General features: G+C 37.2%; 24 protein-coding genes and 1 tRNA gene. 6 read left to right on the top strand and 19 right to left on the bottom strand.

Translation table 11 applies throughout. From position 1 onward, the window contains the following. Positions 1-83 precede the first annotated feature (83 nt). From AAHI99_RS02980 to AAHI99_RS02965, 4 genes are all read left to right on the top strand, one after another. Positions 84-2468, top strand: a complete 2385-nt coding sequence (locus AAHI99_RS02980; protein ID WP_342228189.1) for an Rne/Rng family ribonuclease — start codon at positions 84-86, stop codon at positions 2466-2468. A 232-nt stretch (positions 2469-2700) separates the two neighbouring features. Continuing rightward, positions 2701-3702 carry an LD-carboxypeptidase gene (locus AAHI99_RS02975; protein ID WP_342228188.1) on the top strand — a complete coding sequence of 334 codons (1002 nt, stop codon included), beginning with the start codon at positions 2701-2703 and terminating at the stop codon, positions 3700-3702. A 39-nt stretch (positions 3703-3741) separates the two neighbouring features. Then, a complete protein-coding gene (locus AAHI99_RS02970) occupies positions 3742-4557 on the top strand; it encodes a M15 family metallopeptidase (RefSeq protein ID WP_342228187.1) in 816 nt (271 codons plus the stop codon). A 103-nt stretch (positions 4558-4660) separates the two neighbouring features. After that, positions 4661-5494 (top strand): alpha/beta hydrolase, encoded by an 834-nt coding sequence (locus tag AAHI99_RS02965; protein ID WP_342228186.1) that lies wholly within the window; start codon positions 4661-4663, stop codon positions 5492-5494. 20 nt (positions 5495-5514) lie between these two features. On the opposite strand, the gene AAHI99_RS02960 is transcribed toward AAHI99_RS02965, so the two are convergent. From AAHI99_RS02960 to AAHI99_RS02935, 6 genes are all read right to left on the bottom strand, one after another. Continuing rightward, complete coding sequence (locus tag AAHI99_RS02960; protein ID WP_342228185.1) at positions 5515-6333, bottom strand: HAD family acid phosphatase; 819 nt, start codon at positions 6331-6333, stop codon at positions 5515-5517. Positions 6334-6457: 124 nt separating this feature from the next. After that, the gene (locus AAHI99_RS02955; RefSeq protein WP_342228184.1) at positions 6458-7681 is read right to left on the bottom strand and encodes a terpene synthase family protein; all 1224 of its coding nucleotides are present in this window, start codon (positions 7679-7681) and stop codon (positions 6458-6460) included. A gap of 79 nt (positions 7682-7760) precedes the next feature. After that, entirely contained in the window at positions 7761-9335 is a 1575-nt protein-coding gene (locus tag AAHI99_RS02950; protein ID WP_342228183.1) for a cytochrome P450, read from the bottom strand. Positions 9336-9606: 271 nt separating this feature from the next. Continuing rightward, a tRNA-Ala gene (locus AAHI99_RS02945) sits at positions 9607-9682 on the bottom strand. Positions 9683-9754: 72 nt separating this feature from the next. Then, positions 9755-11125 (bottom strand): glutamate--tRNA ligase, encoded by a 1371-nt coding sequence (gene gltX, locus AAHI99_RS02940; protein ID WP_342228182.1) that lies wholly within the window; start codon positions 11123-11125, stop codon positions 9755-9757. Positions 11126-11236: 111 nt separating this feature from the next. Further along, entirely contained in the window at positions 11237-11863 is a 627-nt protein-coding gene (locus AAHI99_RS02935; RefSeq protein WP_342228181.1) for an L-threonylcarbamoyladenylate synthase, read from the bottom strand. A gap of 99 nt (positions 11864-11962) precedes the next feature. Between AAHI99_RS02935 and AAHI99_RS02930 the strand changes: the two genes are divergently transcribed. Beyond that, positions 11963-12502: a septation protein A gene (locus AAHI99_RS02930; RefSeq protein ID WP_342228180.1), complete on the top strand. Its 540-nt coding sequence runs from the start codon at positions 11963-11965 to the stop codon at positions 12500-12502. After that, positions 12499-12768 (top strand): BolA family protein, encoded by a 270-nt coding sequence (locus AAHI99_RS02925; protein WP_342228179.1) that lies wholly within the window; start codon positions 12499-12501, stop codon positions 12766-12768. Before AAHI99_RS02930 ends, AAHI99_RS02925 begins: the two co-directional genes overlap by 4 nt. 2 nt (positions 12769-12770) lie before the next feature. Here AAHI99_RS02925 and AAHI99_RS02920 read toward each other — a convergent pair whose 3' ends face one another. The 13 genes from AAHI99_RS02920 to AAHI99_RS02860 form a co-directional block, all read right to left on the bottom strand. Continuing rightward, positions 12771-13868 carry a hypothetical protein gene (locus AAHI99_RS02920; RefSeq protein WP_342228178.1) on the bottom strand — a complete coding sequence of 366 codons (1098 nt, stop codon included), beginning with the start codon at positions 13866-13868 and terminating at the stop codon, positions 12771-12773. A 110-nt stretch (positions 13869-13978) separates the two neighbouring features. Beyond that, on the bottom strand, positions 13979-15886 hold the full coding sequence (locus AAHI99_RS02915; protein ID WP_342228177.1) for a hypothetical protein: 1908 nt from the start codon (positions 15884-15886) through the stop codon (positions 13979-13981). A gap of 27 nt (positions 15887-15913) precedes the next feature. After that, a complete protein-coding gene (locus AAHI99_RS02910) occupies positions 15914-18937 on the bottom strand; it encodes a type IV secretion protein IcmB (RefSeq protein WP_342228176.1) in 3024 nt (1007 codons plus the stop codon). Between the two features lie 9 nt (positions 18938-18946). Continuing rightward, positions 18947-19543 (bottom strand): type IVB secretion system protein IcmJDotN, encoded by a 597-nt coding sequence (icmJ, locus tag AAHI99_RS02905; protein WP_342228175.1) that lies wholly within the window; start codon positions 19541-19543, stop codon positions 18947-18949. 3 nt (positions 19544-19546) lie between these two features. Further along, positions 19547-19888 carry a type IV secretion protein IcmD gene (locus AAHI99_RS02900; protein ID WP_342228346.1) on the bottom strand — a complete coding sequence of 114 codons (342 nt, stop codon included), beginning with the start codon at positions 19886-19888 and terminating at the stop codon, positions 19547-19549. Between the two features lie 222 nt (positions 19889-20110). After that, positions 20111-20455 (bottom strand): type IV secretion protein IcmD, encoded by a 345-nt coding sequence (locus AAHI99_RS02895; protein WP_342228345.1) that lies wholly within the window; start codon positions 20453-20455, stop codon positions 20111-20113. A 119-nt stretch (positions 20456-20574) separates the two neighbouring features. After that, positions 20575-21195, bottom strand: a complete 621-nt coding sequence (locus tag AAHI99_RS02890; protein WP_342228174.1) for a hypothetical protein — start codon at positions 21193-21195, stop codon at positions 20575-20577. Positions 21196-21200: 5 nt separating this feature from the next. Continuing rightward, the gene (locus AAHI99_RS02885) at positions 21201-21920 is read right to left on the bottom strand and encodes a hypothetical protein (protein WP_342228173.1); all 720 of its coding nucleotides are present in this window, start codon (positions 21918-21920) and stop codon (positions 21201-21203) included. A gap of 36 nt (positions 21921-21956) precedes the next feature. Beyond that, a complete protein-coding gene (locus AAHI99_RS02880; protein ID WP_342228172.1) occupies positions 21957-24317 on the bottom strand; it encodes a TrbI/VirB10 family protein in 2361 nt (786 codons plus the stop codon). An 8-nt stretch (positions 24318-24325) separates the two neighbouring features. After that, positions 24326-25189, bottom strand: a complete 864-nt coding sequence (locus tag AAHI99_RS02875) for a DotH/IcmK family type IV secretion protein (RefSeq protein ID WP_342228171.1) — start codon at positions 25187-25189, stop codon at positions 24326-24328. 98 nt (positions 25190-25287) lie between these two features. Beyond that, positions 25288-25926, bottom strand: a complete 639-nt coding sequence (locus tag AAHI99_RS02870) for a type IVB secretion system apparatus protein IcmL/DotI (protein ID WP_342228170.1) — start codon at positions 25924-25926, stop codon at positions 25288-25290. 32 nt (positions 25927-25958) lie between these two features. After that, on the bottom strand, positions 25959-26186 hold the full coding sequence (locus tag AAHI99_RS02865) for a type IV secretion protein IcmL (protein ID WP_342228169.1): 228 nt from the start codon (positions 26184-26186) through the stop codon (positions 25959-25961). A 167-nt stretch (positions 26187-26353) separates the two neighbouring features. After that, on the bottom strand, positions 26354-26875 hold the full coding sequence (locus tag AAHI99_RS02860; protein WP_342228168.1) for an OmpA family protein: 522 nt from the start codon (positions 26873-26875) through the stop codon (positions 26354-26356). Positions 26876-26879: the final 4 nt, after the last annotated feature.

The raw sequence follows: 26879 nt of genomic DNA, 5'->3' as shown, positions 1-26879 counted from the left end.
AACAGTTTTAATTTTTAACAACGATTATCGCGTTTTCAAATAAGCAAGCTTAGTTGAGCCTTCATACAAAATAGGATTCAACGATGCATAATGAGAAGAATCGAATATTGATCAATGCGAATCAACCTGGAGAAATCCGTGTTGCTTTGCTCGAAGAAAACAAGTTGTCCGACCTCGATATCGAATATAGCGGTCAAGAACAAAAAAAATCCAATATCTATAAAGGTAAAATTAGTCGCATAGAGCCTAGCTTAGAAGCGGCATTTATCGACTATGGCCCCGAACGGCATGGATTTTTACCCTTCAAAGAAATCGTTCCCTCTTTCTTTAAATTCGAAAAATCGCAATCAATCCAATACCTCAAAAAAGTACTTGAGGGTCGTGAAGTGATGGTGCAAATCGAAAAGGAAGAACGTGGAAATAAAGGAGCAGCACTAACAACTTATATTACCCTCCCAGGTAGTTACTTAGTGCTGATGCCAAATAATCCCGGCGCAGGTGGTATTTCACGTCGCATTGAGGGAGAAGAACGGCGTGAAATGCAAGATTTACTCAGCCAAATGGAACTTTCAGAGGATATGGGACTTATTCTACGCACCGCTGGCGTGGGTAGAGAATTTTACGAACTACAAAATGATTTGAATTTGCTTATTCAACAATGGAATGCCATACAAAAAGCCTATAATGAGCGCTCTGCTCCTTTCCTTATTTTTCAAGAAGGCGATTTAATCACTCGTTCGATACGTGACTATTTAAGACGCGATATTGACGAAATTATTATTGATGACAAAAAAATATTCGAGAAAATTAAGAATTACATCGAGCAAATTCGACCTGATTTTGTATCTCGAATTACGCTTTATCAAAATTCTATTCCCTTATTTATGTATTTTGATATTGAAGAAGCGGTTGAATCGGCATTTAAGCGTAAAATAGAACTTCCGTCAGGTGCCACCATCGTTATCGATCGCACCGAAGCCTTAGTTTCCATTGATATTAATTCAGGTAAATCTACCAAAAATGAAGATATTGAAGAAACTGCCGTCACTACCAATCTAGAAGCGGCTAAAGAAATAGCGCATCAATTGCGTGTACGTGATTTAGGCGGTTTAATTGTCATTGATTTTATCGATATGAATTCCGAAGACAATCAACGTAAAGTAGAAAATTGCTTACGTTTGGCCACTAAAAAAGATCGCGCGCGCATACAAATCGGTCGAATATCGCCATTTGGGTTATTAGAAATGTCTCGACAGCGCTTGCGACATTCTCTAGGAAAAGCCAACGAAACCTTATGTTCACGATGCAATGGAGAAGGAACAGTACGCACCATTGAATCATTAAGCTTATCTTTACTCCGTTCAATTGAAAAAGAAGCCTTGAAAAAATCAACACAGCAAATACGCGTCGAAATACCTGTGGATATGGCTACTTATCTGATTAATGAAAAACGTGCTGCTAGAGAACAGATTGAACAACGTTATAAAATAAATATACTATTAATACCTAATCCATATTGGCAATCTCCGCATTATAAAATTACTGGTCAAGGTAAAAACATTAATCTACAGGCTAGCGAAAATGCTAGCTATCAAATGTTAGATAAATCTTGCGCAGAATCTTCGCTACCTTATAGCGCGCCAGTCATTAAGCCAGTAGAAATCCCAGCAGTTAAACCACTTACTTTTGCGATTAGCAAAAATAAACCTAAAACTCAATTAGGTCTTTTAAGTCGACTGCTTGGTATGTTAAAAGATCTCAGTAAAACTAAAGAGCTTAGTAAAAACTCTGTTAAAAAAGAACTAGCTACTGCTCAAATACATAATCATTCTAATGATACTCCGCATCGACACCCCCCAGAAAAACGTTATTCAAAAGCAAATCGTAATAACCGACTTCGCAATCACCGCCGTGATGACAGGCGCGACAAAGAAGGAGAAGGTGGCAGCGAAGCTGGTAGCGGACAGCACCAACATAATGGCAGCAAAACATCACAAAATCGCTATAACAAACATCATCAACAGCGTTATGAGTCAGCGCCGCATCAACAAAACACACACCATAACAATAAACCTGTCTCTGCTCCTATTGCTGGTGCATCAGAAAGAAAACCACTACCCAATAAGAGACGACAACATTCAGAAAGATCGTCAATAAAACACGAACATAAAATAAATACTCAAGCCATTCGAGAAGAAAATACCAATTCGGCGCCTAAGCCAGTGTTAAATAACACGGAAAGAAAAACCGTTATTCCATCACGATCTGTTGAAAAATCTCCCCCTAGCATAGAAAAAAAACCAGTCGCTGAGCAAATAGCTAATACTGCTAACATTAACTCTAGCAAACAGACTAATGCTAGTAATCCATCCACACAACGTCGCAATACACGACGTTATGGTGGAGAACCCAAATTACGTCATCGTACCTATAGTCATTATGAACAGGATCAAAAAACTAAAAATTAACACTGCTTAATTTTTAGCATGCTGCTTTAATTGATAAAACGCAGCGAGGAGAAAGCTTTTTTCCTCGCTGTTTTTATGTCCAGTTGAATTATTTAAAATCAATACGGAAGATAAAGCTACAGTATTTTGTTGTTGCATTTCTTAAGGGAGAAGCATAAATTTATTAAACGATGCTGCCAACATCAATTAATTCAATTCTTGTTTTTTTGAGTTGCTGCTTAAGGATAAGTTTATGTTAAAAAAAATAATTTTTCTTTTTACTGCGTTAAGTTTAAGCTTTGCTAACCCTATTTTAGCAAAAACCTATCGTAGCGTAGCGCTGATTTCAAGTTCCACGCAATACAACGAAGACAATATTGAACCAATCAAGCAAATACTTGAAACAAAAGGCTATCGCGTTAATACCCAGTACTTAAATCAAGTCGTTTCAGATTTTGGTTATGTTAATACCGACCAAAGTCGCGCCAATGTTCTCATTGCTGCTTTATTAGATAAACATACTGATATCCTTTGGATGGTTCGTGGCGGCGCCGGAGCTATGAATTTGATTCCAGCATTATATGTAAATAAGGACTTGTTAAAAAAAACTAAACCTAAAATTATTGTTGGCTTTAGTGATGTCACTGCCATTCATTATTTTGTTAATATCATTTTAGGCTGGCCTTCAGTCCATGGTGTCGTCGCTGCTTACAATAAAGAAATGAGCAAACCCAATAGTGAAACCGCAACGATCAATGATCGAGAGAGTATTCCATGGATCAAAACTTTATTGACGCACGGCATTCTTTATAAAAATTTTATTCCTTTAAATCAGCCTGCTCTGCAACCGCTACGAGGAAATCTATTAGGTGGCAATTTCACACTGATCCAATCTTTCTTTGCAACACGTTACGAACATGATTTTACTAACGACCTATTAATTTTAGAAGATACTGGCGTAAGCTTCAGACAATTGGATCGTAGCCTGCATCAACTACTGTATAAAACTAATTTTAAACCCAAAGCTATCATCTTTGGTCAGTTTTACCCTTTAGACCCTACCGACGAGCAACGACTGATGTATAAAACTGTCATTGAAGCGTTTGCTAAGAAAACGACTATACCCGTTTACTACTTTCCCTACTTTGGTCATGGTAGAGAAAATAAACCGTTTATTCTTGGCAGCGAAGCTACAATAAACTGCCCGCCGCAACAAGAATATTGTACGTTTAAACAAACAAAAATAAATTTTTAATCTTTAATATTTTATTTAATAACAAAGGAATGCATCATTATGCTAAACAAAATATTAAAATTTTTTGCTGCATGGATATTCACAAACAGTCTGATTCTTCCCAGTATGGCTAGCATCCTACCAATAAGTACAAAGCAATGTGAAAAAATGCAAGCTCGGCAGGTAATTACTAACAAAAATCCTGTTTCCTGTGAACGCTTAAGAACCGTTAATTTCCCTATCATCAATTTTACTGGACAAACAGATAAAGGCCAAGTCGTTGTACTCGATGTGCTAGCCAAACATACCCAAATCATTTTTGATACGCTATATCATCGAAAATTCCCAATTAACAAAGCGTTATTGATGGAAAAATATAACGGTGATGATAATGCGTCGATGAACGATAATAATACTTCTGCCTTTAATGGCCGACCCATAACCGGCGGTTCGGATTGGTCTTTACATGCTTACGGTGTTGCAATCGATTTAAATCCATTACAAAATCCGTATGTTGCGTTTGACGATCAAGGTCATGCGACTATTTTACCTGCCCAATCTGCGCAGCAAGCCATCAACCGTTTGAATTACCGACCCAAAAAACAGTTTCGTAGCGGCATGGCCGAAGATGCAATTGATATCTTTGCTGAAAATGGTTTCATTGGCTGGGGTGGCTATTGGGATTATCCGATTGATTATCAACATTTTGAAATAGGTAGTCGGAAATTTGTCCAGCAGCTAGTTAGTTTGTGTCCTTGTAAAGCAAAGGAAGTCTTTGATCAATATGCGAAATCTTATGTTAATTGTATAGCGAAAAGTTCAATCCATCCCCATGCCGCCGCACGTGCCGCTTGCATAGCGAAGATTATTCAATAATAAAAAATTTAGAAAAAATAATTGACCCATTACCAAAAGCTTGGGAAAGTAACATTCACAAGCGCATTTTTATGTGCTTATTGATTCGCTACAGGAGTTTACTATGAGTTACATTCAAGTGGGCAAAGAAAATTTGGCTGACATCAAACTTTATTACAAAGATTGGGGAAGCGGTCAAGCAATCGTATTTAGTCATGGGTGGCCGCTGAATGGTGATGCTTTTGAAGACCAAATGTTATTTCTTGCCGAACAGGGCTATCGGTGTATTGCACATGATCGTCGTGGTCATGGTCGTTCCAGCCAACCCTGGAAAGGTAATGATATGGATACGTATGCCGATGATCTTGCAAAATTAGTTACTAAACTTGATCTGAATGATGTCATCCATGTCGGTCATTCTACCGGTGGTGGTGAAATTGCGCGCTATATTGGTCGACACGGAACAAAAAAGGTAGCAAAAACTGTGCTTATTGGTGCAGTTACTCCGTTTATGCTAAAAACTGCCACTAATCCTAATGGGCTCGAAATGCAAGTATTTGATGATATACGCTGCAATGTATTAGCGGATCGTTCACAGTACTTCCAAGATTTTTCTGCACCCTTCTATGGTGCTAATCGACCCGATGCCAAAGTTTCTCAAGGTCAGCGGGATATTTTCTGGGTACAAGGCATGCAAGCTGGCTTCAAAGCTGTCTTTGATTGTATCAAAGCATTTTCCGAAAGCGATTTTAGGACCGATCTAAAAAAATTTGATATACCCACTTTGATCATGCATGGGGATGCTGATCAAATCGTACCGATCAAAAATTCAGCCTTACTTACAGCTGAGCTTATCAAAGATTCCACGTTAAAAATTTATCCGGGTGCACCACACGGTTTATGTTCGACGTTAAAAAACCAAGTTAATCAGGATCTATTGGCATTTATAAAACAATAGCTAATCGAAGCTAATGAAAATTATTTAAAAGGATTGGCTTGCCAACTACCATATAAAGGATTGGGTAAAATGAAATAACCCTGACCAAATTTATCGTATTGTGGTGCACTATCGGGTAAAGCATATTCTGTTGCTTGCTTAAACTCAGGAAAATCTTGGATGTTATCACCAAAATAAGCAATCACTTGATGAGGTGGTAATTTATTAGACCAAACCATCTCATGCTCATCATAGCAGCCGTGTATCACCGCATTGAAACGGGGATTTTTATTGGCTGGATGCTGTGATTGTTTATTATTGGCTAAAATAACTTGATCAAAAGTAGCATGCTGTTGTTTTAAATTATTAAGGGTGGCTTGCAACGCGGTAATGCCAGATTTATCAATATAAGAACCATCCCGATTAGAAATCAACGTCACATAACCACCTAATTCGTGCACTAATCGCGTAAATGCAACAACGCCTGGTAAAGCCACTGATTTTTGCGGAATAGTCACAAAATGCGAAAATTCTGCTGGCTTTTCCACTAAACTAGCACATTGATAAAAATACCAAGAATTATCTAAGCTTGTTTCATCAATATCCAAAACCACACCCCAAGTTTTGGCTTTAGGATGATGCTGTTCTACCCATTGTTTCACATAAGCCGATCCAATGTTATACACCTGTCGATAACTGGCTTTTTTTTCTGCTGAATCGCGATACCATTTATCTGCTTGCTGTATTGCAGGATTTTTTTGCGTCGATGGTGCACAAACAATAAGAAATTGATCCTTAGCGTAAGTAATTTGAGCAACTAGAAGTAAACAGGCAGTTAGGGTTATCAACAATTGTTTCATGGTTTTGCTCGGCTATTAAATTGTTAAGATTTTAAACAAACTCAGCTAAAAACTTATAAGTAGTTATAAGTTATTTTTGCTTAAAAAGCTATGTCCGGTAAGATAATCACTGATAAACAACAAATTATTTATTCAGTTGAGTTTGCGGCGAGTTAAAAACGCTTGAAATACTTTCCTGATCGTAACGGCCTTTTAGAGGGTATTGAAAAAAAATAGATTTAGAAGATACCATCTCAGGAAGCTCGACAACCTCAAAAGCAATATCACCATAGCGTTTAGATTCCTTGTGGCCCAGTATATTTCCATCGACCATTTGAAAGGTGCTTTTTATAAATTTTTCTACATTCGAATCGTCCTTAAATATTTCTTTTAATTTATTTGCGCTATCTTTTATCTTGATCACTAGGTTATTCAATTTATCCAGTGTTTTATTAAATGCAGTTTGTAAAGAATATTTTTCCTGTTTTATAATAATCATATTAAATATTTCTTCATTGGCTGCTTCTTTTTCTAAGGAAAAAATATCATTGACGAGAATAGTGTGTAAACAAATTTCATTTCTGTATTTTATAAAAGCGGGGTGTAATCTTATCTCTTTAGACAGCACTATTCCTCTAATCAAACTAATAACCTCTTGAGTAATATAAGCGCCCGAACTAAAATATCGAGTATCTAAGTAATCTTCTTTACAGAAAGGATGTAATTTTTCTTCTAAAAAATAATTTAACTCTAATTGCTGGCTATATAAATGCTGAATTAAAGAGTTAGTAAAAAAAGAAGTATCTAAATTAAATTGCCGGGCTTCATGATGAAGGCTCGTTAATAATTTACATAAAGGTGACAATAATTTACAACGAGCACATAGCGTCTGATAATGAGTCTGCAAAATCATCTCGGAATTGCCTTGAGCAAATTCAATAAGGATTTTTACAATTTTATTTAAATTTTCATCCGCTTTTACCTCTTCAAAAAAATCATCGATAGCAAATAAAGCGATTAAAAAATAAAAGAGAAACTTTAAATTTTGTATGGGCTTATCCGGAATAAGTAATGTAGAAAAGGTTAAAGCATTTAATTTATTAAAATTTTTATAAAAAAAATCTCCTTTTTGCATAAAGCCTATTTTTGTAATTTCCTTTTCCCATATAACTTTTTTATCTGCTAGTTCTTTTTCATTTTTTTTTATAAAATTAATTGGCGAAAAAGGGTTTAAGCATACAAAGTGCCCTCTTCTTTGTGTTATTCCATATCTTGTAGTGATAAGCTCTCCTAGGTCAAACTTTAAAGCTACATTTTTTCCACTATTTTTATTTGAATCTTGAGATTCCTTTAGCGCATATTTTTCCATCGTTTTATCCTTTTATAAAGTAATTATTCCTCCGAATTTTTCTCTTATTAAATAAACTATGCTTCATAAATTTTTTCATTCAAACATGAGGTTTAGAGGCATTTTTTTGTTCACAATCATTCGTTGAAACAAGCTGAATTTTAGTGAAAAACTTTGTTTTCACAACATTTTCTTTGATTGAAGTTGGGAAATAGTTATCCATAACCTCTATATGGTTTTTCCTATAAATGGAGGTTAAAAATAATTTAATGGTTTGTATCGATAATTTTTGACCAATACAATTATGAGCCCCGATTCCGAAAGGTAGGTACGATCCTGATTCAATTTTGTCTTTATTTTTTTTATCAAACCTTTCTGGGATAAATTGTACCGGTTGTTTAAAAAAATGACCTAAGCGGTGGGTAATATAGGGAGAAATAAGAATTTGATCCCCTTTAAACAAGGGTAATCCACCAATTAAAAAATTATCTTCAACAGAACGTGGCAAAAGAATACGGGATGTTGGATATAATCTTAAAGATTCATTTATAACCATGTCTAAATATTCTATTTTATTAACATTTTCTACACTTATCTCATCAAGCTCTCCTAGAGATTCATTAATGGCTTTTCTTAGTTTTTTTTCTTTTTCGGGATGAGCCGCTAAAAGCTTGATAATAAAAAGTAAAGAGGTTGCAATTCCTTGGCGTGCAGCCAATAAAGATAAACCACTATCGGCAGCAACCTCTTCCATAAATTCAAAAGGATTTTTATCTGCTTCAGCTTCCCATAAGAGATTAAGGAAATTAGTTGTATTTCGCAGCCTATCTAAGTGGGGATAAAATAACCGATTTAAATCGCTTTTAAATTTTAAACGTATTTCGTTAAAATCAACGGGGGGTTTATTATTTAAATATAAATAAATAAATGTTTTTGAAATAGTTATTAAAAAATTATTTTTGTGTGTTATATGCTTAGCTACTTCGTTAATGCAGGAAGATAATTCATCTAATTTTATAGCAAAATCCGACGATGTATTTGTTAATCGCTCTAATATAACCAACAAACTTAAATCATTAAGCAACAGCTTAATATCCTCGGCATAGCTACCGGAAGATTGTATTTGATGAAAGAACTTATCCATTAAATCAAGCGTATATAGCTCAGAGTGTTTGAGATAATTTTTCTCAGAAAAATATCTTTTATATAACTTTCTTTTTTCTAACCATTTAACTTTGTCCTTTGTTGCGATATTTTGTCCAAATACAGCCGTTATAATTTCTCTATTGGGAGAAACTTTATCTTTATTTTTTATCAAACACTCATTAATATGCTGAGGTTTTGTTATCAAAAGAATGAGCTTATTCGCTATCCAAAAATAGCACATACCGGAAGCATGCTGTGTAGCAAGCCTAGCGGCTTGATCGATAACATTCCATGCTGCTTCTTCTGACGAAAAGTCTTTTAATCTGCCTACGATAGGATTACCGGATAATCGCGGTATTCCAATATATCGGTAACCTGTAAAAAACGAAAAATTTATTGGCGAATTAGTGTAAAAATATTTTATTTTTTGAAAAAAAAATTCTGATGTGCTTGGAAGATGTGTATCTGCTTGAATAGTAGAATTGGTAGAATTTTTTTTTAATAAATTTATTTTAGATGCGTCTAACATAATAAATTCCTTTTTATTATCTATTAAGTTTTCCTTTTAACAAGGTATTAGCTTTTTTATCTCTTTAATATATTTATTGTTTGCGCAGGGTATCGTATTTTTAAAATAAAAAAAAGTATTTTATTTAAATAAGATTCTCCGTCATGAAATACGTTAAAAGGTAAGCTTAAGCTCTTACATCCGACTGTCGTTATATCAAAGGTACAGTTTCTGCAAAAATTTTATAGGAGAGTTTCCAAAAAACATTAAGCTGAGTGGAGTTTGATTTGATTGGTGGAGCTAAGCGGGATCGAACCGCTGACCTCTTACATGCCATGCAAGCGCTCTCCCAGCTGAGCTATAGCCCCAATGATGGGCATTTTAAGCTGAATAAGAAAAATCTGTCAAATTATTTTCAGCTTTTATAAGACTAAACAGCGTCAATTCAACAGAGTTTGCAAACGGGCTAAAACTTTTTTCTTACCGAGTAAATGCAATGTCGCGTTCATAGGTGGCGATATATTGCCACCTGTAATGGCCCAACGCAAAGGCTGTGCAACTTTGCCTAATTTTAAAGAAAGCGCTTCAGCTGTTTCAATTAATGCTGTATGTATTGATTCGTCTGTCCAAACGCTAACTGCTTGAAAACGATCTTGTAAAATTCTCAATACAGCCAGAACATCCTCGGAAATAGTCAGTTTATCCAAGCGAGGAGCTAAATAAAAATAAATACTTTTCTCAGCCATTTCAACTAAAGTTTTTACACGTTCACGTTGCAAAACCACCACGTCAATTAAATCAGGTCCATTTTCGGTGTTAATCGCTAAGCGCTGGAATTCTTTAGCTAATAATAGTGCAATTTGTTTTGCGTCATCAGTCTTTAAATAATGCTGATTTAACCAAATGAGCTTATCGGGATTAATCGCAGCGGGCGCTTTATTTAAATGATGCAAATCAAAAAGCTCAATCATTTCTGTGCGTGAGAAAATTTCTTGATCGCCATGGGACCAACCTAATTTAACCAAATAATTTAAGACCGCGTCCTTTAAATAACCTTCATCTCGATATTGTAAAATATTGGCTGCGCCGGTTCGTTTCGACAGCTTTTTACCATCACTACCTAAGATCATCGGTAAATGGGCATACACGGGTAAATTTGCACCTAACGCTAATAATATATTGATTTGTCTTGGTGTATTATTTAAATGATCATCGCCACGTATCACATGCGTAATATGCATATCATTATCATCAACGACGACAGTAAAATTATAGGTGGGCGAGCCATCGCTGCGCGCAATAATTAAATCATCTAATTCACTATTCTGAAAAATAACTTGGCCATGGACTTGATCGTCAACAATGACTGCACCGTTTAAAGGATTACAAAAGCGCACAACATAACTTTGATGAGGTAATATCGCCGATCGGTTCCGACAATGACCATCATATCGGGGCTTTTGATGTTCAGCTAATTGCTTTTCGCGCAATTCAGTTAAGCGTTCTTTAGAACAATAACAACGATATGCCTTATTTTCTTTTAATAATTGCTCTAAGACTTCTTGGTAGCGGGCTAAACGTTGACTTTGAAAGATTGGACCCTCGTCATAATCTAAACCTAACCATTCCAAGCCTTGTAAAATAACATCGGTCGCTGCTGCAGTCGATCGTTCAGTATCCGTATCTTCAATACGTAAAATAAATTGTCCTTGTTGTTTTTTTGCGTACAACCAGGAATATAATGCGGTGCGAACACCACCGATATGTAAATAACCCGTGGGGCTAGGTGCGAAACGAGTACGAACTTTCATAAATTACTCTTAATTTTTATAGTCACAGCAATTGGATTTTTGGCAAGTGCCGTAAAAGGGTTGAGAATTGAGCGGCAACACAGACAAAAATTCGAGTGCAAAGAGTATATATTAAATAGATTGAAATGGCTTAATATCTCCCTTACCACAACGAATAATTTCTGGTGTATGGGTGGATAAATCAATCACGGTGGTTGGTTCTAAGCCGCAAAAACCTCCATCAATCACTAAATCGACGCGCTTACCTAAAATGTCACTGAGCGCTTCTGGTTCGATTAAAGGTAAATCGGTATCGGGCAAAATCAAGGTCGTACTCACTAAGGGTTGATCGATCATTTCTAAGAGCGCATGGACAATTTTATTATCGGGAATTCTTATACCGATGGTTTTACGTTTCGAATTGATTAAATAGCGTGGTACATGTGAGGTAACAGGCAATAAAAAAGTATATGGACCCGGTGTATTGGCTTTTATTAAACGAAAAATAGGGTTTTCTAGTTGAGCGAAGAGTGCCATTTCTGAAATATCACGACACAGTAAAGTCAAGCAATGTTGATCTTTTAGTTGACGTATTTGCCTAATCCTCTGTAAGCCTTTTTTGTTACCTAATTGACAGCCTAAAGCGTAAGCGGAGTCAGTCGGATAAACAATTACTCCTTCTTTCATCAACGTATTCGCTGCCAACCGTATTAAATGCAGCTGGGGATTTTCTGGATGAATTTTGAGAAACTGGCTCACTTTATTAACCCTTTCCTAAACAAGTTCGCAGCACCTTGACAGAAACCCAACAACTGGGGGTATACTAAGATACTATCGAATTTCTACTACCTTCATTTCATGCGCTTACTCTTCGATTTTCTGCCCATAGTGGTCTTTTTTATCGCTTACAAGCTTTTTGGCATCTATGTAGCAACCGCAGCTGCTATTATTATCAGTTTGTTACAAGTCATCAGTTACTGGATTAAGCACCGTACTGTACCTAGTATACAACTTATTAGCTTAGTCCTCATCCTCTTCTTTGGAGGAGGCACCTTATTGCTGCATAATGAATTATTCATTAAATGGAAACCCACTGCTCTTTATTGGTTACTCGCTTGCAGCGCATTAGTGACTCAATATTTTGGAAAAAAACCGTTAATTCAGCATTTGCTAGAAACTAATGTGGTCTTACCTGCTCACCTTTGGTCATCTTTAAATAGAAATTGGATTATATTTTTCACCTTAATGGGCGGTATTAATTTATGGGTCGCTTATACATTTGATACCAATACCTGGGTGAATTTTAAATTATTTGGCTTGTTGGGGATTACGTTTGTATTTATACTCGTGCAAGCTATTTATTTGGCGCGTTATATTCGATCCGATGAAAAAACATGAAAAATAACTCTACACACGATACCACTGCCACAATTCAAAAAAAACTCTATCAGGCGCTCGCACCCACTTTTTTGGATATCATTGACGAAGGTGATCAACACATCGGCCATGCCAATGCCGGCGCCGGTCATTTTGCAGTGAGAATCTCGTCGCCATTGTTTCAAAATAAACCCTTAGTTGAATGCCACCGACTTGTTTATGCTGCCTTAGGTGACACGATGCGCAAAGAAATCCATGCATTGCGCATCGAAATCATTCAAGATTAAGCTTATTTAGAAAATTGTCTTATTTGCATTTGTTCCTGCTCATTGATTTTTTCTAAATTTAAAATAGCTGTATATCTATCCGAATAACTAAACACTGTTTTATTTTGATACTGCCCAGAAATAAGACATAGAGAACCAATATCACAAAAATTATTACCTTTAAATTTTTTAAAATTTTGAATAATTTGAGTTTTTTGCGTACATATTTCTAACTCCTGTTTAGTTTGAAAACTTACTAACAATGGAAAGTTAGGTTTTAAAACATTTGGAAATATTTCATCGATTATTTGGCAAAATATGTTCTGCCTATTACGGAGTTCGGTAAAGTCACCATTACGCAGTATTCCCATATCGATAGAATTCGGAACAATTTGCGTGGTTATTTCATCGAGATTGGCAGCATCTGCACAGATAAATTGTATATTTTCGTAAGCCGCATATCTTTTTTTATTATCCTCGATAATGGCATCATTGTTATCTACCCCAACATAGTTTATTTTTTTATTTTGATATTGAAAATACAGCATAAGCGGTAGAATTTCGGTAGAGATACCACACGCTAAACTTAGAATGGTAACCGTCTCTTGTTGCTCATCCGGCGGTAAAAAATCAGCTAGTTTTAGTGAATCAATAATGAAATAAAAGGCTGTCTCTCCTGCCAGTTCCCCTTCAAGTTCTTCAGGCAAAGTAATTTTCACGCATTCTTTTCTTAATAGTGCGCTTATAAATTCGAAATAACAGGAATTTTCAGTTGATCCTTTGTGTGAAGACCCTTCAGGTCCAGGCACTGTTACATGCAAACCCTGTAAAAAATCCAGCGGTATTTGTCCAAGTTTATTTTTTATTCGATGATCGGCATCATCCTGAATAAGCAATTGAACAATTTTACTATATTCTTTAGAGTAGCCATTAGCATTTTCTACTGCTTTAGAACATGCCCAATGCAAGGCCGTATTCCCATTTGAACTTTGCGCATTTATATTAAAATTTGGGTTTATTTTATTTCGATTTAAAATGTCTTGAACTTTTTCAAGCTCACCTTTAGCTGCATGTCGACGTAATAAAAGTTCTTCATTAATTGTTAAATCATTTTCAAACATAGATTATCTTTCCTTAGACTTATTTTAATAAAATTAACAACACTCATATTACTAATTTAACACAGTAAGAACAACAAACAATCCCAAAATTATTTCTGAATAACTTTTAGTTAAAACATGACTTGCTGTGTTGCTAGGCGGAAATTATTTTCATCAAATTGATATTCTCTCGAGCTTTCTTTTTGATAAAATTTATATCGATTTTTAGACACCAAGTCTAGTAAATCCTTATACTGAATGGGGTAACCCATCTCAAAAAATCCTGCTAAGGATTGATATTCCGGATCGTTTAAGTACGATAAACATGCTTTTGCAGTATGGGTTTCAGTGTTAGAATAAAATCGATTGATTAGACTGACACTGATAAAATTTATTAACAAATACTTTAGTTGTTCTGTGTTTATTTGATGCGCCTGCATTTTTTCCTGTAAAGCCTGTAAGATCTTTTTTTTCTGTGATATATTGGCAAACCAACCCATCTGATTAATTACAGCATGCATAAACCTATGTGTTTGATTCGCTAATAATAAAGTTTGTTTATCATTTTGCAATTGAAGGGTTTGTTCACGTTGTATGATTAATTCATTAAACAATTCTTGGTTATTTTTTTCGAACTTGTTTTTTTTAATGGCTAAGATTTGTAACTGTTCTCTAAGGATAGTAAATTCTTTATACGGTTGGTTTTTTATAGTATTTTTTATCAATTGTATTTCTGCTTTCATACTCAACAAATCAGCTTTAGCATTGCTTTCTAGCCTTTGTTTTTCAATTTTTAATAACTGGATTTGCTGTTGTAGAGTTTTTAACTGATCTAATGCATTGCTCTGTTTAATTTTTATTTTAATTTGTGGAATTTCTTGAAAATAGCTAGCAAACAATATATTAAAGTCTTTTTGGCTGGCGCCACCCACTGCTGTAAGAATTTCCTTAATAAATGCAAGACTTTTTTCTTGTGTTAATAAAATTAATAAACATTTGCACTTTTCGAAATTGCTTTTGATTAAAGCAAATGCATCTTCTGTTACAAAATTCCAGAAATTATCATAATAATTAGCAAAAGGTAGAAGAGTTAATCCACGATAATCTTTTTGATATATTTCTGGCAAAACGGGGTTTTTACAGAAAAAATCTCCTCCTGAAGCACTATAAGCTTTATCAGTTACACTTAAATCATGCTTGCCACCGTATTGATCAGGTTTTCCTGGAGCTGATTGTTCTATGCCTAACAATAATCCAGATTGTTGAGTCAGACCTTGATAAACATTAATATATAAATGACCATTTTCACCATTATTTTGAATAATATGTTTTGAAGCAAAATGTTGGTTACCAACCCCGCCCAATGCTAAATTGATGCCAAAATGTTCAGCACTATCCATTTTATTTTGCAAATGCGCAGTGGAAGTAAGATTAAAATAAGTGTTTAATCCTGAAATAGAATTCGATAATAAGTTAATCGCAGCGTGTGTACTACTGACTTTTTGCTCCTTTAAATATTTCCGTAATGGAAACTTCGGTTGTTTCTCTGGATAATTTTTTGCTATCCCCTCAGCTTCTGTTAATGCACTAATGCCATGCGTTGCCAGATAACGCCAACTACTTTTGTCAATGATAAGCCAATTTATTAATGCAGGTGCGATCTCGGAAGGGAATTCTATCAGCGCCCGACTCCCATGTAGTAAAATAGCTGCAATAGGAAAATGCATTAACTTAGATTGTTTGAAATAAGCGTTTAATGTATTAAAAGGATAGAAACGTTGATCGGAAACATGCCGATAACAGACACGCCCAAAGAATAATAACAGCATACTTTTTAATAAAATATCGGCTTTAATTTTGTCTTGCTCGGATGGACCACTCTGCACAATCGCTAGACTCATTAATTCAATATCACGCTCAAATTGCTTATCTAAACTATTATTTCCAAAACGGATATGACGGAGTGCTTCATGCTTAGATTGATTGACTTCTTCTTCGTGTAAAAAAACAAAACTACTATCCTGGTTGTCCATCATCATAGTGACACATCCTTGTTGTTAATGTTGTTAAGTGACCGGTAGTGTAGATAATTCTGGATCTTTGTTGTAATTAACCAGAATTTCAGAGGTAATTTGTTCGATAATTCCTAAACTAGAATCTTCAGTGATGACACCCTGTTCTTCTTTTATGCTTGCTAAACGTCTTTCTACTAATTTTTTAATACTACCATTGGGAAACAAACGTGCTAATACGCGTCGCGCTTCAACCGGCCCTAAATGATGATAAAGTCGATTACGTAAATTAACATCTTCTACCGTAGTACTAAATGCCCATAACTCGATAGGGCCTAAGGTTAAGGTTAACAATTGGGTATTCATACCTTCTTTTGTAGCAAATTGTGCTAAGAAGGTAGCCCCACCTTCACGGGGACCGTGTACACGTGTTCGCAATGCAATTTTAGCGGTGGGTGACAAACCAAAGGTTTCTACCGATTTTTCTACCGATTGAGCAGGACCCGCATCCATAATATAAATAGAGGTTGCAAACTCTACCATCACTTCATCAAAATCATCTAAGGATTGAGAAAGTAATGCAATTTGAATATTCCATTTACGACCCTCACGCATATCCACTATCACTTGATCACGAACGGCTTTAGCTTTTGAGGTACGGTGAAATTCGTCGAATACCATGCGTTTAGGATCTTCGCGTAATTCGGCAATCCGTTGCTTATGGTAATCTCGATATTGACTGGCAATATCACTTAAATTTTCTTCACTTAAATAATAATGTCGCGCTAATACATAACGTGCCAACATATACATCACTGCTGTTTGTCTATCCGCAGCATCGCCACCGCTTTTTGCCACTTCATCTAAATCTAATGAGACTATCCTTGCTTCACCCAAATCAAAACGGGTCACGCGGGATAAAATCGGATACTCACGTATTGCACTGGAAATCATCCGTGCAAAGGCGTTAATTAAACTTTCTCCGGTTGGCGCGGTTATTTTCCCATAGAGATCTTCGATGATAGGTGTACGACAAATAGCCGCTGCATCAGCAAGTAAAGGCATGGCATAGCGTTGTGCCAACATAGCTTCATGCGGAAATCCAGAAATAAATAAAGCATCAGTAACTTCCCACCATGTCGTACGTTGATCAGGAATAAAACCCATTTCTTCTAAAATTCCATCAACCAAGGGTTCAATACCTATCGTGTAAGGATAAGGCATGCCTTCATCCGCTAAGTTTTTGTAAAGCTCATCGATGACCAAGCCGGCCATATCGGAAATACCATCGTAAGGCTTCACCGCACCTAACGGCGTCGTTAATAATGTTAAAAAGTTAACTAAAAAACTACGTTCTTGCGGTGTTGGATAACGACAACCTAGTTGCGTATCAAATGGATTAATCGAATAATCCGCAGTCATGCGTAAACGATGATAGGCCACCCAATGCCGATTAACGACCGGTAAAGCCTCGCGCAATAAAGAAATTAAACCACTACTCGAGGGACCAATGTCAATAATGGCAATACGTGGTAAACGCTGTAAACCACCAGCCAAACAAAGCGCTAAATTTAAGGTACTAGATAATACCGATTTTCCTGAGCCTGGACGCGCATAAATCAGATCGATCCAAGTCGTTTGTTCGCTAGAACCCGGCTGAAATGGCCATGGCTTACCATCTGGACTACGAAATAATTGTGCGCCTGTTTTCCAAGGGGATGCGGGTCGTGTAATCGGTAACATATAAACGACCTGTGAAAACGGAAGTATAGTCGGCGTTGCGACACTTTCTGCGGATATACCTAACAATGTTGAAGCAAGGCCTCCAAATGGATCGCCTGAAACTTCAGAAACATCACAAGAGCCCCAACCTTCGATGGCTTTAGCTAATTCTGCAGCACGCGTGCGTAATAAACCTATTTGACCCTCGGGTGCCCAAGTACACGCCGCAACGCGTAATCTCACCACCGCATCATCGGTATTTATAGCCACGTATTGTAATAAATTATATGCATCGCTTAGTAAGCGATTTTGCGCCGAAGAAAAACTCAGTATAGCTGCCAATACCGATCGTAATTTAATACAACGTAAACCGTCACTTTCTACAAAAAAAGAAATGCGCCATGGAATTCTTGCCGATAAAGTACGTTGTAGTAAGGAGTTAAAGGTTTTTATTTCTTTCGGTAACAGATCAATAAAAACACATGAATAAATCTTATCGCCAAAACGTACCGTCCTTAAATCCAAATTCTCGGCATCACGGGGTAGTACTTGACGAGCCAATGAAGGCCACAAAATATCGGAAATGGTATTACGAGAGCGGTCATATTCTTTCAGTGAAATTTTATCTCCTGGTAATGCCGGACGCCAATTTTTATCGGTAAAAGCAGGATCAGCTACCGAACGTATCGCATGCAGTGCATCATGAACTTCTAATAAATTGGCAGCAATATATAAATTAGCCAAATCATGGCGTATCGAACGAATAAATGCATCGTGCGAGTCGCGTAAATCTGGAATAGCAGCAATAACATTCTGTGTGAGTATGGAAGGAGGTATTTTTTTTTCGCGAATAAATTTTAATTTATCTTTGCTAGCACGTTGATACTGTTCTGTGGTTAAGCTCATTGGGCGCGTCCAACAAACAAAATACACACTTTCAGAAGCACAATGTTTTGCTAGAAAGTTAATGCGTTCAGCGAATAAATCACTTAAATCTAAATTTAAACGTTGACTGGTTTGTTTACCGGGTTCTAAAATTTCTTCTAGTAGTTCAGAAACAGCATTTCTATCATATTGAAATAAAACTTGCAGCGCGTGACCCGAACGCGACAGAGCGGTTTGCAAGGTCTGTGTTAATCCTTCATGTAGTCGTTGAAATTCAGTTGTTCCTATGAGTTGCGTCACTCCAACGATCTGAATGACTGAAATGAGTGAGCCATCATGGGCAACAAGTACATTAGGACTATCGGCGGTTTCTAAATCGCAATAGGATTCTACAGTCTGCTTAAGTGAAGTACTTAACCAAGCTAGAAAGGAATCTATTCCATCTAAAAATGAATCTAGAAATTTAGCCATGCATTTTTTTTATTGTAAAAGTGTTGTTATCGAACGTGACCAATCTGTATTTTGATACCTAAACCCTGCCCGTGAAGGCAATAAACGAATCGTGCTAAAAATTTTCTTGTCCAATAAATTTTTATTTTCAGATTCAATGATAAGCTGACCGAAAATCGCGGGTTGCTGCAATTGTGCTCCCCATTCATCTTCAATAATTTCAGCACGTAACTTTAAATTTCGATAAGCATTTTGCGCGGTTTCTTTATATTTACTTTCATTATTCATTGCCGTAAATAATAAATGACAAAATCCATTCAAATGACTTTGCGATACTTCAGGCAAATAAATTAACACCCCACCACCATAGGTCTCAACTGACTCTAAAAAAAAGCATTGTGTGCATAAACTACAAGCCGTCACTAAATTAGAGAGTTTATTGTTATGATAATTTTGATCCAAATTAACTATTTCTTGGTGTTTTTTTGATTGTAAGCCACAAAATTGACAAGTAAATTCATCTCGCTGCCAAATTTTTTGACTAAACTCCTCAAAACGCTGATCCAGCTTACGTTGCATAAAAAGGCGCCAGCCATGAGGATTTACATTCAATTTAATCGGATACATCGTTTAAAGGCCCGGCAACCCAGTTGTACCATATATTCCAGCTGCTCCACTGGTCCCACCAAAAATTGTGTAACCCGCAATAATAAATATATGCGGTAAAAAAATTAATGCTGATCCGACAAACAATAAGGCAATCGGCGTACCTATCGGAATTTGCGTCGGATTATCTTTGTGTGCTTTAAACTTCAACATTGAGGCCATCACGAAACCGATTCCTGCCATATACGCACCCGCAGTAATCAACTTCGATAAACCATAAAATGATTGGGTAATTTTTAAGGCCATTTCGCCTAATGTCAGCACCTCGGCTTTACTTATTGACGCGTAACCTAAGCTACTCAGCATCACTGTAACTACGAATATGCATCGCTGGACACTTAATTTTTTAACCAAAATCACCTTCTTATTTTTCATGCATTTTTTAATCCTTAAATCATTCATCTATTGTAAACTAAATGATGGCTTTAGCTTGACTCATTCAAAACAAAAGACTCCTTAATAATAAGGATCTAATAAGTTAGGGTGTAGTATATAAACACCCTAACTCGCATAAGATCTCAAGATGTTTTATTGACCTTCTCCTGGAAGCCCAGTCGTACCATAAACGCCACCTGCTCCACTGGTTCCACCAAAAACCGTGTAACCGGCAATACGGAATATATTCGGTAAGAATATCAATGCGGCACCAATAAACAATAAAGCAATGGGTGTACCAATAGGGATTTGTGTAGGGTTATCTTTATGCGCTTTAAACTTCAGCATCGAAGCCATGCAAAAACCAATACCCGCCATATAAGCACCTGCGGTAATCAATCGAGCAAGTTGACTAAAAGAACCCGTAATCGTGCTAGCCACCTTACCTAAATTATCATCATCCGCTAAGGCTACGCTGGTATAAAAATAGGCACTCATCCAAAGGGATAATTGGCCTAAACAAGCTATACCGCGCTGAATGAACTTAGGTCTAAGGAATTTATTATTCATTTTTTAAACTCTCCAAACTTACATAGTTTATATACAATTCATACCGACTACATGCCAAGACTAGCTTGTAGTATTTCTTTTGTGCCTTCGATATTAATCGCTAAAAGACCAGCAACAATATGCGTAACGGCTTTACCCATGGAACTTCTACCATTGGGGTTAGATGTATGGGTCAAGCTAACCCAGCCTTTTATGAACGAGATAGTACCTATTAATTGAACAAAGAGCAAAACTGCCCTGGAGGCTAATAGCGTAGATATATCATGGGCCTGCACATAACTCATTGGATCCTTGACATCGGTGGTCGCAAAGGTCGATAACATCATGCTGTTAAAAGCAGTCGGTGCATAGAGCAATGCAGTGCCGGCAAAAAAGACCATCATTGTCGCTTTAAAGTTAGTTTGGACTGACATCATGGTACGTAAATCCCCGTACACCTTTAATTGATAAACACCTCGAAAAATAAAAGCGATCCCCATCAAATAAGCTAAGGCGGTAATTAGACGATAAATATTCGGAAATTGATCGGTCATATGCAGCAACATAGATTCAGCAGTCGCAGCATGTTGGGCACTAATACATCCGCTCAGCAACAAGCACCACAGGAGAAAAAAAGCATTCCTCCAGTGTTTTTTTATTAAATTGTTGTCGCCCTCAAATAAGAACATATTAATTATCTATCGTCTGGGTTGTAGCCAATAATAGCCCCTGAGCTTAACGTGATCGTTCCCTGGCTAGGATCTATCGCTGTTATAACACCATAACCTGCTAATTTATCTCCCATGCCTAAAGTCAATGTCGAACCATCCTGCAAGGTTAACCATACGCGCCCTGGAATAATGGCGCGCACATAATAAATAGGTTTAGGTGCGGATTTTTTTCTTTCGATGAGTTTAATTTCTGCTTTTTGTTGTTTTTGCAAAAAAGCTTCTTGCTGCGTATGGAGTAGCTGAGTTTGATCATTGATATCGGTTAATCGCGAATTAAGATCCGCTAGAGTTGATCGAATATCACTTAAATCTGAATCGAAAGTTTGCAAATGCGCTTGCAATTCACGTTGCTCTTGTTCTATATGATTAAAGCGATTATCAAGCACTATGTTAGCTTGCACAGCTGCTGGGATTACCGGGACTGCAGGTTTTTGTGCAATTGCGACAACTTTAGGTTTAGACGTAGCATGCATTTTATGAATTAATGTACTTACTATTTTATAAATGCCCAAACTAGCAAAAATAATAAATACGATTAAAAAAATATGGTGACGTTGTGTCTTTTCCAGAATAGCAGAGGCTGGATCGGCATTATTCGTTGCGTCAGAAAAGTGTGACGCAGATTCTGCTGTTGAATCCTGAAGCTTGTATTCTTCATCAGAATTATAGTTTTTATTATCCATTATTGCCTCACTGTAGGTAATATTTTAAGCATAAAATTAACTCGTCGGTAATGCTGCTAAATCAGAAAGGAATAATATCCCCATGGGTGTTCCTGAAAAAACCTTCACTGTCGGTGGTGTATTAAATATATTTCTCAATACCGATGAATATTGCAGGCCCACTTGACCTAAACCAACAAAAATTCTATCCCGTGGGGACAAGTTATTTTTTTGTGGTTGATTAGAGTTATCGGGTGGAAAAAGAGAAAAATTATAGTTGGGTGCCGAATTAATAAAGGATTGTCCATAACCTTGGATGAAAGCGGAAGCAAATAAAGTCCCATAACGTAACCAATAATGATTATTGGTGTCGCTAGATAGAGCGGTACGAGCGGTATTCTCATCAATCGCAACGGTATTAATTGCAACACTTTCAGATAATTTGGGTAGCGTTAAGGTATTAAAGGAAAGTAAAACCTTTTGACCTTGATTACTTAAAGTACCCATTATACGAGCACCTTTAAATTTCCCTTGTACTATCTCAGCGAGCACTGGGCCTGGTTCATCACTATTAACCGCCGTTAAAAGTACTGCATACATAATTGTCCCAGCTTTTACTGCAGGGGCTATGGCGCGTGCTGGCGATCCAGACAAAGCGCCACCTAAACCCGCCCCAAGACGATTTAAGTCTGGAGTTCCTGCCACATATTGTTGATTAGGTGAAACCCAAGCTGCAAAAAGTTGACTGGCTTGGGTACTCATCGAACTCTGCATTTGTTGTTGTAATTGATCGGCTTTCTGAGCTGAAATTTGTTGCGCTTGTCTATCTAAAATGCTTTGTAGTTCTGGGTTGGGTTTATTTGAATTATCTGGAAGTAAGCTCACAGCAGCATTAGTTACATTATCACTATTGGTTGTTGACGCTAAAGGAATATTATTATTTTTATGTGGCGGTGTAATGCTGCCAATCGGATTGCCTTGCGTATCGCGAACCATTCCATCAGCACCTAATTTTCCTAATGCTTTACCTTGTACATCCCTAACAATGCCATCGCTACCCACCGTTCCAACGAGGTGACCTTGATCATCATATACAGGCGTGCCAGGTGCGGTTGCACCGAGTTCTCCAATAATTTCATTATGTAATCCACGTACTAAACCATCGCTATCGAGCTTACCAATCACCTTTCCTTGTGCATTACGTACTTCACCGTCGCTATCCAGCGTCCCTAATAATTTGCCCTGTCGGTCATAAACGGGCGTGCCTGGAATAGCCTGTCTTTTTTCATGGGTTCCTTTTAAATAGGCATGCCCAATAATTTTTCCAGCAGGATTACGCACCACACCATTTGCATCAACTTCACCGATAACATTTCCTGCGGCATCTCTTAACTTACCATCAGTACCGATAGTACCCAGCAAATGACCTTCAGGATCATAAACAGGAGCGCCGGCCATGTTAACACCGGTTTTACCGATAACATCACCCTCAGCATTACGCACAGTACCATCGGCATCGACTTCACCAATAACATGACCATTAGCATCTTTTAATTTACCATCGGCATCCACTGTACCAATAAGATGGCCTTTTTTATCATAAGCGGGGATAACAATACTGGCTTTAGGGACAACTACTTTACCAATCACTGCGCCTTTTAGACTACGTACAATGCCATCAGGACCCACTATGCCAATAACGCGACCTTTTGCATCTCTAACTTTTCCATCTCGACCTACCGTACCTATTAAACGGCCGGCCACATCATAAACTGGATCTCCCATAGCAGGGACCGCTGCACTCCCTATCACGGTGCCATCTTCGGATCGAACTAAACCATCAGGTCCTACTTGTCCTATTATTTGTCCATTACCATCTCTTACTTTGCCGTCGACTCCCAGATGGCCAATAACTTTTCCTTGCGTGTCGTAGATTAAGGTTCCCGATTTCAATTGGCTGGGCTGTAAAGAAGATACCAGGGGTGTTGTCGACTGAATGCCTGCACATGCCATATATTTTGCACAGGCATCGCACGGCGAACAACCATTATTCATCATTGGACAAGGCGAGTTGCCATTAAGGCTCTGTCCAATTTGATTTTGATTAAATTGATTAGAATCCAATAAGGTTGGGATTGAACTAGCACCGGTTTTTTCGGCTAGAGCGGCTTGCTCACGATTTTGTTGTGCTTGTAAACGTTGATAGTCGGCAGAAGGAGATTGTGTTAAACCACCCGGAACAGATTGGATATCAGGAGAATCTTTCAATTGGATTGAAGTATCTCCGGTTTTTTTATTCGTAAGATGAAGGAAACCATATAAAAAACCGAATACAAGTATGCAACCTGTTACGATAATAATACTACGCGTACGTATATTTTTAAATAAATTGGTAATATTTTGTAATTGAAGTTTCATAAAATTATTTAAAATCCTTCAACTTTTAATTGGATAGACTGTCCATCTTCAAAACCCAAGATAAGAGGTGTTTTAGGCATTTCATAGGCCTTCATCCCATCTGGACTCGACATTGTTGCAATCCAAGCGGGTGAAATTAAGGTTAAACGCGTGCGCACATAAAGATGATCGCCGACTAACCAAACTTGAGCGAGGCCACCAGAAATTTTTAAGGCGGTATTGCCTGCGGGCGGAACACCTTCTAAAATATTTAATAGCGCAGGATCAGCACTTTGCGGTAGATTTCTTCCTAAGAGCGCTTTTGCATTAGGACCATTACCGGGAATACGTAAATCAATTCGATAATCTACTGCTTTTTGACCAGAAATAAGTGTCACCATCACTGGAGTTTCTAAACCGCGTAACTGTACAGCAAGATTTCCAACGTTGTATAAAGAAGTCGCTTGTATCATCAACAGATTACTTTTTTTATCCCATTGAATATTAAAGGCTTGTGGATTACCGATATCATAATTGTCCACAGGCCAGGGTTGGCCGGTGGAATCAAGAAATGCGAGTGTCGTTACATAACCTTCCGCTAAACGAATAACCGTAGGAGTAGCACCGGGTTCTAATTTCACATATTGAGATGAAATAGTGGGACGTGGAGGCGTACCAGGTGTTGTAACCGCTGCTACTTGGGTTTGATTGAAAAGTTCTCTTAAACGTTTTATTTGCTCCGGCGACATCGGCAACATCGTTTGCGCCATTGTTCCAAACGCGGCTTTATTAAGCGCTTGAATTGAGACTGAATCTTTATCGTTATCATTAACAACGTCTGATGATTTGCTAGGAGGTGAGTCTTGTTTAACTAAATTTTCTGCAGCTGCCATCGACACTGCCAATAGATTGACTAATATTATTGATGCTAAAAAACTGAAAAGTGTTCGCAGTCGCTTTTTTGTTTGAACAGAAAAAAAATACATAGCTGTTAACCGGTTATACCCCCGCCTCCAGATACAATAAATTGTGCAATACCAATACCACGTGGCGATGTTAAGGTCGAAACACGAACAATCAACATCGTGATTGTCACTGCTTGCTGAGAAAATTGACTGGCACTTTGGAAAGTAATCAACATCGGGATTTGCACTTTCCAGGTATAACGATCCGCTAATAAGCCTTGTTCTAATATGACCGGAACGCCCGTCGCCACAGCAGAAACAATTAATTTTTTACTGATCACAGCTTGCAAGTTATTCGAGCTCTTTATTGCCGCAAAAAACATTTGTTTTCCTTCTGGCGTAAAATAATCGGCGGCTTGTTGTAACGCTTGTCGATAATTTACAAAGTTATAACTATAGGCTGCAGTAGCCGCCGTATTAGACCATTCCAATACGGCAGCATTACTTAAATTCGGGTGTGAAAACGCCACCAAAGGGACAATATGACCATCAGGGGTCATTGCGACATAACGTGGTTCAGGCGGATGTGTGACGATATAAAATAAAGCGCCAGCTAAAATCAACATTACGAAAAAACTGAACATTAAAGCGGCGACAACTTTTCTATAATTATCTCGATAAAATTCGTTACGCAATTTAACGACTTGTAAGGCATCTTCATTCATGGTCATCTCAATTTTAAAATTATTCTTATTAATTAAGTACGCGTCGTGTTAGAGAAATTTGATAAAACTAAACGTGTTAATTTTCCGTCTTGAGAACTTGCATAAAAATCAGGAGTAGCAGAAAAAATAGCTAAATAAATAACGAGTGCACTTAATATTAAAATAATCAATAAACTCAGCAAGAGTGCACTACAAACTCGATTGTAATTATGCCGATAAAACCCTTTACGCGATTTAAGCAACTCAATCCGATTCCCCACGGTGACCCTCTTCTTGTCTAATTTGGCCTTATTTCAACGAACTATAACCTAATAGCCGTCAAAAAAGCTAGTTTTAAATACATCATTAAATTTTCCAAAAAAAGGTTTTAATTATAATTTATTTGCTCATTTCCTAAATTTTAATGGAATCTTTAGCTCGGCTACCTTCACTCACTGTCTTCTGGGTGTAAATGGCGAGTTCTTATCTCGGTGGATAAGATTTGTGGTTGATCTCCGTCAAACCTCACCCCGCGTTCATCGCTTTGATCTTTTCTATCCCAGGCTCTAGCAATAATAACTCGTGTATTTAAACCATGGTCTAACAAATAGTCCTCGATAGCTAAGGCCTGTTGTTTGGCTAAATCCGATGTTTCTTGTTGTAAATCAGGCGTTGGAGTAAACGTCAACACATCAATACCCAAATTTTTTCTTTGATTAAGCAAAATAACTAGCTTAGTTAATGTAGGATATGCACTGACTTTTAATCGTGCAGTTCCTTTAATAAAAAAACAATTATTTGGAAGAATTAATCTTAATTCATCACCCACTTCCAATCTACGTACTCCGCCCTTACTAATAGCACTTAACAAATTAGCCTTTTGCTCCGCTGGGCTGAGCGGTTTTTTGGGGGTGCTCGCACACCCGACAAGCAACAAAAAGATAAATAATAAAAAAATTCGATTTTTCATAAAT

It is taken from the genome of Rickettsiella endosymbiont of Rhagonycha lignosa (assembly GCF_964031165.1).
GTDB lineage: Bacteria > Pseudomonadota > Gammaproteobacteria > Diplorickettsiales > Diplorickettsiaceae > Aquirickettsiella.
This window is presented reverse-complemented; position numbering and strand designations above follow the sequence as displayed.